This is a genomic window from Pseudomonas sp. 39004 (genome assembly GCF_028682155.1).
Taxonomy (GTDB): domain Bacteria; phylum Pseudomonadota; class Gammaproteobacteria; order Pseudomonadales; family Pseudomonadaceae; genus Aquipseudomonas; species Aquipseudomonas capeferrum.
In genome coordinates this window covers 1-13,480 of record NZ_JANIAG010000157.1, presented here as the reverse complement: position 1 = coordinate 13,480, position 13,480 = coordinate 1, and the positions used below count along the sequence as shown (strand labels likewise).

Sequence of the window (13,480 nt, the reverse complement as noted above, 5' to 3'; positions counted from 1 at the left end):
ACAGCGACGGGCGGGCGTGCAACTCGTTGTGCAAGGCGGTGCGTTGAGGGTGCATGGTGGTCCGGCCTGGTGTTGTGATTGTGGGGGTACCAGGGAGTGGGACTTGGCGGGGGGAGGGGAAAGTCACGCGCGGGAGATTTCTATTGGTTGTGCTGGCCTCTTCGCCGGCAAGCCAGCTCGCACAGGTTGGCGCACCATTCGAGTGCTGGCGCTATCCCTGTAGGCGTTGGCTTGCCGACGAAAGGGCCGCAATGCGGCCCCAGCGATATCAGCCCAGGCACCGCGTCACATGCTTCACCGACAGATACCCCGACAACCCCCAAGGCCCGAGCTCTCGCCCAATGCCGCTGCCCTTGGTGCCGCCCCACGACGTTTCGACGAACACCGCCTGCACCGAGTTGATCCACACATGGCCAACTTCCAGGGCATCGGCCACCCGCTCTGCGCGTTCCAGGTCCGCTGAACAAACGGTGGCGACCAGGCCGAAGCGGCTGTCGTTGGCTTCGGCAATTGCCTGCGCTTCGGTGGCGAAGCGGCGTGCGCACAGCACCGGGCCAAAAATTTCTTCGGTCCACAGGCGGCTGTCTGCCGGCACGTCCACATACAACGTCGGGCTGACAAACCAGCCGTCACGGTCCAGCGCCTTGCCACCGGCCAGGCACTGCAGGCCCTCTTCGCGTGCAGTGGCAAAGTAGCTGGCAACCTTCAGCCACTGCGCCTGGCTGGTCAGTGGCCCCATGTCCACTTCTTCGCTCAACGGGTTGCCCACCCGCAGGTTCTCCAGTGCAGCCTGCAAACGCGGCAGCAGTGCATCGGCAATGCCGTCCTGCACCAGCAAGCGCGAGGTGGCCGAGCACATTTGCCCGGCGTTCCAGCTGATGCCGGCGACAATCCATTCCACCGCCTGCTCGACATCGCAATCATCGAACACCACGATCGCCGACTTGCCGCCCAGCTCCAGGGTCACCGGCCGGCACTGCGCCGAAGCGCTGCGCATCACCTGGCTACCGACGCTGTTGCTGCCGGTGAACGACAACTTGTCCAGGCCATTGTGGCCACTCAGCGCGGCGCCGGTTTCGGCCTTGCCGTTGACGATGTTCAGCACACCTGCGGGCAGGCCCAGGGTATCGGCGATCTGGCCGTACGTCTGCTCGATCAGCGGGGTAACCTCCGAGGGCTTGAGCACCACGGTGCAGCCTGCGGCCAAGGCCGGGGCAAGCTTCCAGGCGCTGGTCACCAGCGGGAAGTTCCACGGCACGATCAGGCCGACCACGCCAACCGGCTCCAGACGGGTGCGGGCAGTAAAGCCAGGCGCGGCCAGGGGTACGTCGCAGTTTTTCTGCGGCAACTGCTCAGCCAGGTCGGCGTAGTAATTGAACGTGGCAATCGCGTCGTCCAGGTCGATTTCGGCCTCGTGGCGCGGCTTGCCGTTGTTGCGCATCTGCAGGGTGATCAACGCTTCACGGCGCTGCCCGAGCTGCTCGGCAAAGCCGCGCAGGTACGCAGCACGCTGGCCGGTGCTGGTCTGCTTCCAGGCGTGCAGGGCTTCGCGGGCGGCAGCCACGGCTTGGTCGACCTGGGCGACGCTGGCGGCCATCAATTCGGCGAAGGGCAGGCCCAGGGCAGGGTCATTGACGCTGATGCAGTCGCTGCCTTGGCCTTCGACCCAGCGGCCGGCGATGTAGTGAGAAGTGGTCATGGGCAGACTCCAGTCAGGCTATTTCGGCAGTGATTAGCGGCGCATGCGGGGTGCTTTTGCAGCGCACCCAGCGCGGGCCATCAGGCCCATACACGCCAGCAGGTTCAGGGAACAGGTTGAGCAGCACGAGGTAAAGCACCCCGGCCAGCCCCAAGGTTACCGGCAGGCTCAGGTCGATGCCGCCGGCCAGGTCGCCCAGCGGGCCGACGAACTGCCCCGGCAAGTTGACGAAGCACAGGCCGACCGCCGCGCTGGGGATCCACGCCCCCATGCCGCGCCAGTTCCAGCCGTGCGTGAACCAGTAATGGCCGCCGCGCTGGCCACGGGTGAACACCTGCAAGTCATCGGCATGGTAGAAGCCGCGGCGGGTGATCAGGCCGAGGATCATGATCACCATCCAGGGGCTGGTGCAGGTGATGATCAGCACCGCGAAGGTCGACACGCTCTGCACCAGGTTGAAGGTGAAGCGGCCAATGAAGATGAAACCGATCGCCAGCACGCCGATCAGCAAGGTGGCGCCGGCACGGCTGAGCAGGCGCGGGAACACGCTGGACATGTCCAGGCCGGTGCCATACAGCGCGGTGGTGCCGGTGGACATGCCGCCAATTACCGCGATCAGGCACACCGGCAGGAAGAACCAGCTAGGCGAGACCGCCAGCAGGCCGCCGACGTAGTTGTTGGCGGCGATGTAATCCGGCGCCTGGCTGGCGACCAGGGTGGCGGTGCACAGGCCGAACAGGAAGGGGATCAGCGTCGCGGCCTGGGCGGCGATCACGGCCAGCATGATGCGCGGCTTGGGGGTTGCCCGCGGGATGTAACGCGACCAGTCGCCGAGGAAGGCACCGAACGAGACCGGGTTGCTCATGGCCAGGATCGCCGCGCCGACGAAGGCGGCCCAGAAACCCGCCTGGCCGAGGTTGACGCTGCCGGCGTAGCCCGCATCGAACGGCCCGGCGAAGGCGACGATGCCTAGCAGAAACAGCAGGCTCGACGCCCACACGGCAATCTTGTTGACCCACAGCATGAAGCGGAAGCCGAAGATACACACCACCAGCACCAGCACCGCGAACAGGCCATAGGCCAGGCCCAAGGTCAGGTCGGTTTCCGGCAAGCCGGCCAAGCGCTTGGCACCGCCGACCAGGGCATCGCCCGAGCTCCACACCGACAGCGAGAAGAACGCCACGGCGGTGAGCAACGACAGGAACGAGCCGACGATACGCCCGTGCACGCCGAAGTGCGCGCCCGAAGACACCGCGTTGTTGGTGCCGTTGAGCGCACCGAACAGGCCCATGGGGGCGAGGATGATGGCGCCGATGCCGACCCCGAGCAAAATTGCCCAGACCCCGGCCTGGAACGACAGCCCGAACAGCACCGGGAAACTGCCCAGCACGGCAGTGGCAAAGGTATTGGCACCGCCGAAGATCAGGCGGAACAGGTCTAGCGGGGCGGCGTGGCGTTGATCGTCGGGGATCTGTTCGACACCGTTGGTCTCGATACCGGTCGATTGGCTCATGGTGATGCTCCAGCGCGGTTGTTGTCGGCCGGCGCGGTGCGCGGGCCTTATTGTGGGTGCGATGGCAGAGCGGCAAGGCCGCAACAGAAGGTTCAGGCGGTGGTGACGACCGACAGGTGCTCATGGCAGGCCAGCCAGCGTTCGCCGTGGCGGCGGAACACGATGGTCTCGCGTTCGGCCAACTGGTGTTCGTCACCGGCGATACGGATATGCGTGGCCACATCGTGCATGAAGATCGCCACGTCGCCTTGCAGGCTGACCTGGGCATTGCCCGATTCACACGCCAGCACGGCGAAGCCTTCGGCCTGCCACTGGGCCCAGAGGTCTTCATAGGCGCGGCGCGATAACAGCGGTTGGGCCACGGTGTGGAAGAGGAAGGTGGCGTCTTCGCTGAAGCAGGCGAAGTAGCGGGCGGTGTCGTTGCTGGCAAAGGCATTGACGAGGTCGGCGGCGGCCTGCCGTACCTGGAGTGTCTGGTCCACGGGAGTGGCCTCACGGTTTTTGTGATTGTGGTGAGCGATTCTGGTGGCGGTGGGCGAGGGGAAAAATCGCTGGGGGCAAATAATCAGTTCAGGAAATTGTGAAGTGAGCGGTGGGGGCTCGCCTTGGCTGTTTTGGCGCCTATGAGATCGAGCGCCGCCCACGCGTCGCATCGCGAGCGAAGCTCGCTCCTACATTTGTTTCGGGCCAGTTATTCCTGATGCCACCGCGCGCGGCCCCTTGGCGCTCACCTGAATATCGAGGCGTACAAACAAGGGCTAGCGCGCGATGGCGCAGGCGTGACTGGCCCGGAACAAATGTAGGAGCGAGCTTCGCTCGCGATGCGCCGCGTGGGCGGCGCTCGATCTCAAGAACGGACCCGACTGACGGTTACCGCAGTCGCTCATCCTTGCCTACGCTGATACTCCCAATCCGCTGATGCAAGGAGCTCCACCATGGCCTTCCAATACACGCGTCTGGACAAGAACAACGTCGCAGTCCTGCTGGTCGATCACCAGACCGGCCTGCTTTCGCTGGTACGGGACATCGACCCGGACCGTTTCAAGAACAATGTTCTGGCCCTGTCGGACCTGGCCAAGTACTTCAAGCTGCCGACCATCCTCACCACCAGCTTCGAAACCGGCCCCAATGGCCCGCTGGTCCCCGAGCTCAAAGAGCAGTTCCCCGACGCCCCCTACATTGCCCGCCCCGGCAACATCAACGCCTGGGACAACGAAGACTTCGTCAAGGCCGTCAAGGCCACGGGCAAGAAGCAACTGCTGATCGCTGGTGTGGTGACCGAAGTGTGCGTGGCGTTCCCGGCACTGTCGGCCCTTGAGGAGGGCTTCGAGGTCTTCGTCGTCACCGACGCCTCTGGCACCTTCAACGAGTTGACCCGCGATTCGGCATGGCGCCGCATGGAGGCCGCCGGGGCGCAACTGATGACCTGGTTCGGTGTCGCCTGCGAGCTGCACCGCGACTGGCGCAACGACGTTGAAGGGCTGGGGACGTTGTTCGCCAACCACATTCCCGACTACCGCAACCTGATGACCAGTTACAACAAGCTGGCCAAATAACCCGGCCATTGTCCGCCCTCTCCAAAGGGGGGCGGTGCTGTGGTAGCAAGCGAAGCGGCAAACCCCCGTGGATCGACCATACTGAACCTTCATTCGCCGCCGGGAGCGACCCATGTCGAAGTCAGCCAGGAAGAAGACCCCACAGGCACAGCCGGAAAAGTTGGGCGGCAAGGCCTACGAGAAGGCGCTCAAGCAGCTTCACGTCGAGTTGGTGAAGCTGCAGGAATGGGTCGTGGCCAAGGGCCTGAAGGTGTGCATCGTCTTTGAAGGCCGGGACGGCGCGGGCAAGGGTGGGACCATCAAGGCCCTCACCGAGCGTGTCAGCCCGCGAGTGTTCCGTGTGGTGGCGCTGCCGGCACCGACCGAGCGGGAAAAGTCGCAGATGTACGTGCAACGCTACCTGGGCCATCTGCCCGCTGCGGGCGAAGTGGTGATCTTCGACCGCAGTTGGTACAACCGCGCCGGCGTCGAGCGGGTGATGGGCTTTTGCAGCGATGAACAAGCCGACAAGTTCCTCATGGTGGTGCCGCTGTTCGAGAAGATGATGGTCGAGTCGGGGATCATCCTGATCAAGTACTGGCTGGAAGTGAGCGCCGAAGAGCAGACCCGCCGCCTGCAGGACCGCATCAGCGATGGGCGCAAGCTGTGGAAGCTGTCACCCATGGACCTGAAGTCGTATAGCCGCTGGGATGATTACACCAAAGCGCGCGACGCGATGTTCGCCGCCTCGGATTCCTCCTGGGCACCCTGGTTCATGGCCCATTCCAACGACAAGCGGCGGGCGCGGCTGAACATCATCAGCCACCTGCTCACTCGCATTCCGTACAAGGACATCACCCGCGACCAGGTCGTGAAGTTGCCCAAGCGCGGCAAGGTCGGCAAGTACAAGGCGGTGGCCTACCCGTTCAAGGTGGTCGAAGAGCGCTTCTGACCCCCTCTTGCGGGGAGCCTAAAGGATGAAATCCTATGCCACATGACGGCAGCCTGCTGCAGGCGACGGTGGTGTTCCTGCTGGCCGTGGTGCTTCTGGTGCCACTGGCGCAACGTTTGAAACTGGGGGCAGTGCCTGGCTATCTGCTGGCCGGCATCCTGATCGGCCCCTCGGTGCTCGGCTTGCTGGGCAACCCGGACAACGTCGCCCGCCTGTCGGAGATGGGCGTGGTGATGCTGCTGTTCGTGATTGGCCTCGAACTCTCGCCCCGCCGCCTGTGGACCATGCGCCGCGCCCTGTTCGGCATCGGCTCGTTGCAGGTCGGGCTGACCGCCGCCGCACTTGGCCTGCTCGCCTATGGGGTATTTGGCCAGTCGAAGCCGGCGGCCATCGTGCTGGGGCTGGGGCTTGCGCTGTCATCAACGGCGTTCGGCTTGCAGGTGCTCGCCGAGCGCAAGGACCTGGGCAAGCCCCACGGCCGACTGGCCGTGGCGATTCTGCTGTTCCAGGACATCGCCGCCATCCCCCTGATTGCCGTAGTGCCCTTGCTTGGCGGTGATGTCAGCCATGCAGATGAAGGCAACTGGCCGCTGCTGGCCGTGGCGCTCGGCATCGGCGTGATCATTATCGGCGGCCGCTACTTGATGACCCCGATTTTCAAATGGACAGTCGGCTCCGGGTTGCCGGAGCTGTCCACGGCTACTGCGTTGCTGGTGGTGTTGGGCACCGCCTGGGTGATGGAGCATGTAGGCATATCGATGGCCCTTGGCGCATTCCTGGCCGGCGTATTGATGGCCGAGTCGCCGTTTCGCCACGAACTGGAAACCCAGATCGAGCCGCTCAAAGGGTTGCTGCTCGGGCTGTTCTTTGTCGGCGTGGGCATGAGTGCAGACTTGCGCCTGTTGTTCGGCATGCCCTTGGCCGTGCTTGGGCTCACGCTGCTGCTGGTGGGCATCAAGCTGCCACTGTTGGTTGCCCTGGGCCGCAGGGCCGGCGGGTTGAACCGCGCCCAGGCGCTGTGCCTGGGCGTGGTGCTGGCGTCGGGCGGCGAGTTTGCTTTCGTGGTGTTCAAACTGGCGCGTGAGCACCAGGTATTGGAGCAGCAGGTTCACGACCTGCTGGTGCTGGCCATCACCCTGTCGATGGCTGTGGTACCGCTGGTGATGATGGGCCTGACACGGCAGTTGAGCGACGCTGAGGCGTCCCCGCCTGAGCGTCAAACCGACCACTGAACTGCACCCGTTGGCGAAATGAATGTGCGGAGGTGAAGCATGCAGCCGAGTTTCAAGCTGGACAGTGCCCTGTCGCGGGGCCTGCTCGATGTATTGATCAAGGCAGGCCTGGTGGCTGCCCTGGTGATCTTCGCCTTCCAGGTGTTTCAGCCCTTTCTGGAATTGATGCTGTGGGCGGTGATCCTGGCGGTGACCCTGTACCCGCTGCACCAGCGCATCAAACGCGGCACGGGGCTCAAGGATGGCTATGCGGCAACGCTGGTGGTGCTTTTGGTGCTGGTGGTGTTGCTGGTGCCGATCTACCTGGTGGTGGTGTCGATCAGCGAGTCTGTGGACGGCTTGGTGACACTGCTCAAAAGCGGTGCCTGGAGCGTGCCGACGCCTTCGGAGTCGGTGGCCACCTGGCCGCTGATCGGGCCGCGCGTGTATGCCTTGTGGCTGGCGGCTTCCGAGAGCCTGAGCGGCGTGCTCAACAGCGTGATGCCGCAGCTCAAGGATGCCGGGCGTGTGTTGTTGGGCGCCGCTGCCAGTGCCGGGGGGGCATTCTTGATGTTCATCGCGGCGATCATCATCTCGGGGGTGATCATGGCCTTCGGCGAGCGCGGCGAAGTGGCGGCGCAGCGCATTGCCATTCGGGTTTCCGGTGAGTCGCGCGGCAAGCCCATTGCAAGGCTGTGCACCGCCACCATTCGCGCCGTCGCCCAGGGTGTGATCGGCATTGCCTTCATCCAGATGCTGCTGATAGGCGTGGGTTTTGTGGTCAAGGGTGTGCCGGGCGCGGGGATCCTGGCAATCGCCATCCTTATGCTGGGCATCGCCCAGGCGCCGGCCACGCTGATCACGCTACCGGTCATCGCCTATGTATTCCATGCCGAAGGCTTCACCGTCGCGACCATCGTGTTTGCCATCTACACCTTCGTCGCCGGCCTCGCCGACAACGTGCTCAAGCCGCTGTTGCTGGGGCGCGGCGTGGATGTGCCGATGCCGGTGGTGCTGATGGGTGCGCTGGGCGGCATGGTGGTCAAAGGCATCATTGGCCTGTTCATCGGCCCGGTGATTCTGGGCGTGACCTATGTGCTGTTCTGGCAGTGGGTGGCGTTGCAGGTGCCGGAAGACCCTGCCGAACCGTCGGCTTGAGCCGGGGCCTGGCATGCCCGCACCTCGCTGGCACCGCGCACTGGGCCTGGTGGCTTTGCTGGCAGGCTGTACGCAGGTCGGTCCGGACTACCCGCCGGCGCAATCGCCCTGGCTGGACACCTGGAGCACCCCGCTGCTGGAGCAGGCCAGCAGTAGCGCCGCGGCGCCGGATTTTCGCCAGTGGTGGGCAGTGTTCGCCGACCCGACACTGGATGCGCTGATCGCCCAAGCCGATGCGCACAACACCAACCTGCGCGTGGCCGGGCTGCGCGTCGCCGAGGCACGTGCGCAACTGGCCATCGTGCAGACCGGGCGTTATCCGCAACTGCAGCAGTTGCGCGCGCAAAGCCTCTACCTCAAGCAGGACCAGTCCGGCACCGCCAGCGCCCGTGATTCGGTGTTCTGGCAGTCCAGCGTGGGCTTCGACATTGGTTGGGAGATCGACTTCTGGGGGCGCTTCAGCCGTGCCATCGAGGCGGCCGACGCCCTTTATTTTGCCTCCGAGGCCAACTACGCCGATGCCATGCTGTTGTTGCGTGCACAGGTGGCCGACACCTATTTTGCCTTGCGTACCGCCGAGGCGCGCCTGGCCATTGCCGAGGAAAACGCCAAGCGCCAGGCGCGCAGCCTGGAGATTACCGAGCGGTTGTTCCGCCATGGCGAGCATGATGAGCTCGACTGGCAGCAGGCACGCACCCAGTACCTGGCGACGCAGGCGACCATCCCCGAGTTCGAAAACCAGCTCAATGCCCTGCGCAATGTGCTGTGCTCGCTGCTTGGGCGGCCACCGGGGCCACTGCCGGAGTTGCAACCGCGCTACGGGCAGTTGCCGCTGCCAGACCGGGCACTGTTGCAAGACGTTCCCGCCCGCTTGTTGCTGCGACGCCCGGACATCCGTGCCGCCGAGCAGGCCGTCGCGGCGCAGTCGGCGCTGGTGGGCGTGGCCGAAGCGGACCTTTATCCACAGCTGAGCCTGCTGGGCAGCATCGGCTGGAGCTTCGTGACGGCCAGCCACCTGCCCGACAGTTTCGATCTCGCCGCCGGCCCTGGCCTGATCTGGAACCCGTTCGACTATGGCCGGCGCAAGAACGCCGTGCGCGTGGAGGATGCTCGCTTGCAGCAACTGATCGAGCTGTATCAGCAGGGCGTGCGCGAAGCCGCCCGCGAGGCCGACGATGCAGCCAGCGGCCTGGTGCGCTCGTTGCAGAGCGCGGGTATTCGCGACCAGGCCTCGCAAGCCGCGCAGCGCTCGCTGAGCCTGGCCACCTCGCAATACCGCGAAGGCTTTGCCGACTTCCAGCGGGTGCTCGATGCCCAGCAACTGCTGCTGCAGCAACAAGACGGTTACTTGGTCAGCCGCGGCAATGCCGTCAGCAGCGTGGTGACCTTGTACAAGGCCCTGGGCGGCGGTTGGCAGCCAGGCCGTGCAGCGGTCGACCCGGCCACGCGTCGACAGATGCAGCAACGCACCGATTGGGGAGACCTGCTGGACGCGCCACCCCCTACCGCACAGCAACCCGGTGAACCGAAATGAGCGACGCCCCGCAAACACCGCCCCCGCAAGCGCCTGATCGTGGCATGCGCTGGGTATTGCTGCTGATTGCCATAAGCCTGCTCTGGTACCTGTTGGCAGACCGTTTCACGCCTTACACCCAGCAGGCTCGCCTGCAAGCCTACGTGGTGCCCGTGAGCGCCGAGGTGGCCGGCCCAGTGAAGCGCGTGGCCGTGGGCAACAACCAGGAGGTACGCCAAGGCGCGGTGCTGTTCGAGCTGGACCCGGCGCAATACCGCATTGCGCTGGCTCGCGCCGAGGCCGACCTGGATACCGTGCGCAGGCAGATCGGCGCCAACACCGCCGGCATCGATTCGGCCAAGGCGGCGTTGCTGGCGGCCCAGGCCAACGAGCGCAAGGCGCGCCAGGATGCCGAGCGGCTCAAGCGGCTGATCGAGGAAGACCCAGGCACGGTGTCGGTGCGCCGCCTGGAAGGGGCCCAGGCCACGCGCGACCAAGCCATCAGCCAGGTGGCGGCGGCCCGTGCCGAAGTCGAGCGGGCACGTGAACAGCAGGGCGGTTCACAGGCAGACAACGCCCAGTTGCGCAGCGCTGCGGCGAATGTGGAAAAGGCCCGTCTGGATCTGGCCCGGACCGTGGTGCGCGCCGATGCCAACGGTTTGATCACTGACCTGCGCACAGACGTTGGCCATTATGTGGCGGCCGGCAGCCCGATGATGACCCTGATCGCGATCCATGACGTGTGGATCAGCGCCGACATGACCGAAAACAACCTCGGCCGCCTGCGGCCCGGCACAGCGGTGCTGGTTGTGCTCGATGCGCTGCCCGGGGTCGTGCTGAAGGGGCGCATACGCAGCATTGGGTATGGCGTCAGCGTGGGGCAGGGCAGCCCGCCGGGTACCCTGCCGAGCGTGCAGAACAGCCGCGAGTGGCTGCGCTCGGCGCAGCGTTTTCCGGTGATCGTCGAGCTGGACCGTGACCAGCTGGAGGACAAGACCGGGTTGCGGGTCGGCGGCCAGGCCGAAGTCATGGCGCTGCCCAGCGAGGGCAACCCGCTGAACGTGCTGGGCCGCGTGTTCATGTGGCTGATGAGCTGGCTGTCGTATGCCTATTGAGTGGCGGCGCCTGCGGGCGCTACGCCTGGCCTGGGGCGTGGCGCTGTGCCTGGCGGTCAGCTTCGGCATCGGCCTGCCCGTGCCGATCCTGGCCCCGGTGTTTGCGGTGCTGCTGTTGGCCACCCGCAGCCAGCCGCTGCCGTTGCGCGCGGCACCGGCGTTGGCGGTGCTGGTGCTGCTCAGTTGTGGCAGTGGCTTGTTGCTGATTCCACTGCTGCGCCATGCCCCGGTGAGTGGGGTGCTGTTGGTCGGTGTTGGGGTGTTTCTGGTGCTGCGTTACGCGCTCAAGGGCGGCAATGGCTTGGTGGCCAACCTGCTGGTGATCGGCCTGACCATGATCGCCGCAGCCGGCACCCATGATTTCACCTTGGCGCTGTCGGTGGTCGAGGCGTTAGCCAAAGGCATGCTGTTGGCGGCGCTGGGCACGGCGCTGGCGCATGTGCTGTTTCCCGAACCTGCCGATGCCCCCGCGCAACCGTCCCCGCCACCGCTCGCCAGCGCGCGTGCCAGTTGGGTTGCACTGCGTGCCACGCTGATCGTCATGCCGGCGTTCTTGCTGGCGCTGATTGCCCCGGATGCATTCATGCCGCTGATCATGAAGTCGGTGAGCCTGGGCCAGCAGGCCGGCGAAACCCATGCCCGCAATGCCAGCCGAGAGCTGATTGGTTCGACCCTGCTGGCCGGGCTGCTGGCGATCCTGCTGTGGGGTGCCTTGAGCCTGTTCGTGCACCTGTGGATGTTTTTTCTGTGGGTGTTGCTGTTCACCCTCTGGCAGGCCCGGCGGCTCTACCGGGCGGTGGCGACGCGGCACGGTCCTGCTTACTGGGTCAGTTGCCTGACCACGATGCTGATTCTGCTGGGGCAGTCGGTGCAGGACAGCGAGGCAGGGCAGGACGTGTACCGGGCCTTTGCGGTGCGCATGGCGCTGTTCTTGGCTGTCTCGGTGTATGCCAGCGCCTTGCTGATCTGGATCGACAGGCGCAGGGCGCGGCCGCGCACCGGTATGGCGGGCGCACCTGCGGACGCCAGCACCAGGCTCTGAAACGGCGTGCAGGGGCAGCGATCACTGCGCAGAGGCGACGGCCAGATTGCGATAGCGGCGGTGCCCACGCGCCAGGTGCGCGCGCATGGCCTGCTGTGCACGTTCGGCATCACCCGCGCTGATGGCTTCACAAATCGCGCGATGTTCGGTCACTGATTGCTCTACGTACTGCGGGGTGATCAGCATCGGGTCAACCTCGCGGGAAAACGCCGGGCGCGGGGTGATCTTCACGCACAGCACCTTGAATGCTTCGATGAAGGCAGCGTTGTTAGTGGCTTCGGCGATGGCCTGATGAAACGCCGCATCACATAAGTCCAGCCGGGCATCGTCATCTGCGGCCTGCTCGAATGCAGCGGCGGCGTCCCAGATTGTGTTCTCCTGCGCCCAGCTACGACGGGCCGCGGCAAGCCCGCAGGCGTGTACTTCCAGTGCCATGCGTAATTCGAGCAGGTCCATGAAGGTTGCCTTGATGCTCGCGAGCGGGGCGAGCATTGCATCCAGCAGTGCCACCTCGGCGGCGGGCGCCTGCGGGCCTAGCACAAATACGCCAACACCGTGGCGTGACTCCAGCACGCCATCGGCCGCCAGTGCGATGACCGCATCACGCACCACTGTACGGCTTACCCCCAACTCACTGGCCAGCTGATTCAGTGTGGGCAGCTTGTCGCCAGGCTTCAGCCCTTCCTTGTCGATCTTGTTGCGAATCCATTCGGTGGTTTGGGTCATCAAGGTATTCAAACAGCTCTCCAGCGTCATGGCTCTGCACACGGCGAGTTTAGGTGTATCGCTTCGCGCCGGGCAAGGCGAGACCTTGTCGGTGAATCAAATCAGGATCAAGGTAGAGATATTATCACTGCTGGGTGTGTTTGACAGGTAATTATATCTCTGTAATAACACTTGGGACGCCTCACACCCCACAGAGGCGCCTAACCCAGCAGTTGTTTTTCCCGGAGACCAATAATGACAAGAGACGGAAAATCCATTCGCGCCGGTGTCGACATTGGTGGCACGTTCACCGACGTTGCCATGGAGGTCGCAGACCGGTTGTACTCGACCAAGGTTCTGACTAACTACAGCAACCCCGAGCAAGCGATCATCGATGGCCTGAAGCAGGTGTGCGAGCAGGCTGAAGTCGAACTCGCCGCCATCGACACGCTGATCCATGGCACTACCCTGGCCACCAACGCACTGATCGAGCGACGCGGCGCACGTACCGCCTTGATTACCACTGAGGGCTTTCGCGACGTCATCGAAATGCGTACTGAAAGCCGTTTCGAGCAGTACGACCTGAACATCGTGCTGCCCACCGCGTTGGTACCGCGCAACGACCGTTTTGTGCTGGCCGAGCGAGTAATGGCCGACGGCAGTGTGGGCAAACCGCTGGACATGGAGCAGGCCCGTGCGCTGTGCCAGCGCGTGGTGGATGCAGGCTACGAAAGCGTGGCGGTGGGGTTCATGCACAGCTATCTCAACGGCGATCATGAATGCGCCGTTCGCGATTGCCTGCACGCAATCGCGCCGCAACTGCAGGTGTCGATATCGTCTGAAGTGTCGCCACAGATGCGCGAATACCAGCGCTTCAACACCGTGTGCGCCAATGCCTACGTCAAGCCGCTGATCGCCTCTTACCTCAACCGCCTGGTGCAGCGCCTGGGACACGAAGGCGTGGTCTGCCCGGTGTACATGATGCATTCGGGCGGCGGCATTATCAGCGTGCAAAGCGCCATCGACTTCCCGGTGCG

12 protein-coding genes are annotated in these 13,480 nt (G+C 64.6%); 8 read left to right on the top strand and 4 right to left on the bottom strand.

All coding sequences use genetic code 11. The features are described from left to right. Positions 1-268 precede the first annotated feature (268 nt). The 3 genes from NP534_RS21585 to NP534_RS21575 form a co-directional block, all read right to left on the bottom strand. The gene (locus NP534_RS21585; RefSeq protein ID WP_261872130.1) at positions 269-1,699 is read right to left on the bottom strand and encodes an aldehyde dehydrogenase family protein; all 1,431 of its coding nucleotides are present in this window, start codon (positions 1,697-1,699) and stop codon (positions 269-271) included. A 13-nt stretch (positions 1,700-1,712) separates the two neighbouring features. Next, positions 1,713-3,212, bottom strand: coding sequence for a purine-cytosine permease family protein (locus tag NP534_RS21580; RefSeq protein ID WP_274100045.1), 1,500 nt, complete (start codon positions 3,210-3,212; stop codon positions 1,713-1,715). Between the two features lie 92 nt (positions 3,213-3,304). Further along, on the bottom strand, positions 3,305-3,694 hold the full coding sequence (locus tag NP534_RS21575; RefSeq protein WP_274100044.1) for a YybH family protein: 390 nt from the start codon (positions 3,692-3,694) through the stop codon (positions 3,305-3,307). 453 nt (positions 3,695-4,147) lie between these two features. Between NP534_RS21575 and ycaC the strand changes: the two genes are divergently transcribed. The 7 genes from ycaC (at position 4,148) to NP534_RS21540 (ending at position 11,738) form a co-directional block, all read left to right on the top strand. After that, positions 4,148-4,768: an isochorismate family cysteine hydrolase YcaC gene (gene ycaC / locus NP534_RS21570; protein ID WP_033701343.1), complete on the top strand. Its 621-nt coding sequence runs from the start codon at positions 4,148-4,150 to the stop codon at positions 4,766-4,768. 112 nt (positions 4,769-4,880) lie between these two features. Next, positions 4,881-5,699 carry a polyphosphate kinase 2 gene (ppk2, locus tag NP534_RS21565; RefSeq protein WP_033701341.1) on the top strand — a complete coding sequence of 273 codons (819 nt, stop codon included), beginning with the start codon at positions 4,881-4,883 and terminating at the stop codon, positions 5,697-5,699. Positions 5,700-5,734: 35 nt separating this feature from the next. Beyond that, positions 5,735-6,931 (top strand): monovalent cation:proton antiporter-2 (CPA2) family protein, encoded by a 1,197-nt coding sequence (locus NP534_RS21560; protein ID WP_033701340.1) that lies wholly within the window; start codon positions 5,735-5,737, stop codon positions 6,929-6,931. A gap of 39 nt (positions 6,932-6,970) precedes the next feature. Then, positions 6,971-8,068 carry an AI-2E family transporter gene (locus NP534_RS21555; protein WP_274100043.1) on the top strand — a complete coding sequence of 366 codons (1,098 nt, stop codon included), beginning with the start codon at positions 6,971-6,973 and terminating at the stop codon, positions 8,066-8,068. Between the two features lie 13 nt (positions 8,069-8,081). Continuing rightward, entirely contained in the window at positions 8,082-9,602 is a 1,521-nt protein-coding gene (locus tag NP534_RS21550; protein WP_274100042.1) for an efflux transporter outer membrane subunit, read from the top strand. Next, positions 9,599-10,696 (top strand): HlyD family secretion protein, encoded by a 1,098-nt coding sequence (locus NP534_RS21545; protein WP_274100041.1) that lies wholly within the window; start codon positions 9,599-9,601, stop codon positions 10,694-10,696. Before NP534_RS21550 ends, NP534_RS21545 begins: the two co-directional genes overlap by 4 nt. Then, positions 10,686-11,738 (top strand): DUF2955 domain-containing protein, encoded by a 1,053-nt coding sequence (locus NP534_RS21540; RefSeq protein ID WP_274100040.1) that lies wholly within the window; start codon positions 10,686-10,688, stop codon positions 11,736-11,738. The genes NP534_RS21545 and NP534_RS21540 overlap by 11 nt, the downstream gene beginning before the upstream one ends. Before the next feature lie 21 nt (positions 11,739-11,759). Here NP534_RS21540 and NP534_RS21535 read toward each other — a convergent pair whose 3' ends face one another. Next, positions 11,760-12,464, bottom strand: a complete 705-nt coding sequence (locus tag NP534_RS21535; protein ID WP_274100039.1) for a FadR/GntR family transcriptional regulator — start codon at positions 12,462-12,464, stop codon at positions 11,760-11,762. 234 nt (positions 12,465-12,698) lie between these two features. Here NP534_RS21535 and NP534_RS21530 point away from each other — a divergent pair. Further along, positions 12,699-13,480: hydantoinase/oxoprolinase family protein (locus tag NP534_RS21530; protein ID WP_274100038.1), on the top strand; the 782-nt coding region annotated here is incomplete at its 3' end.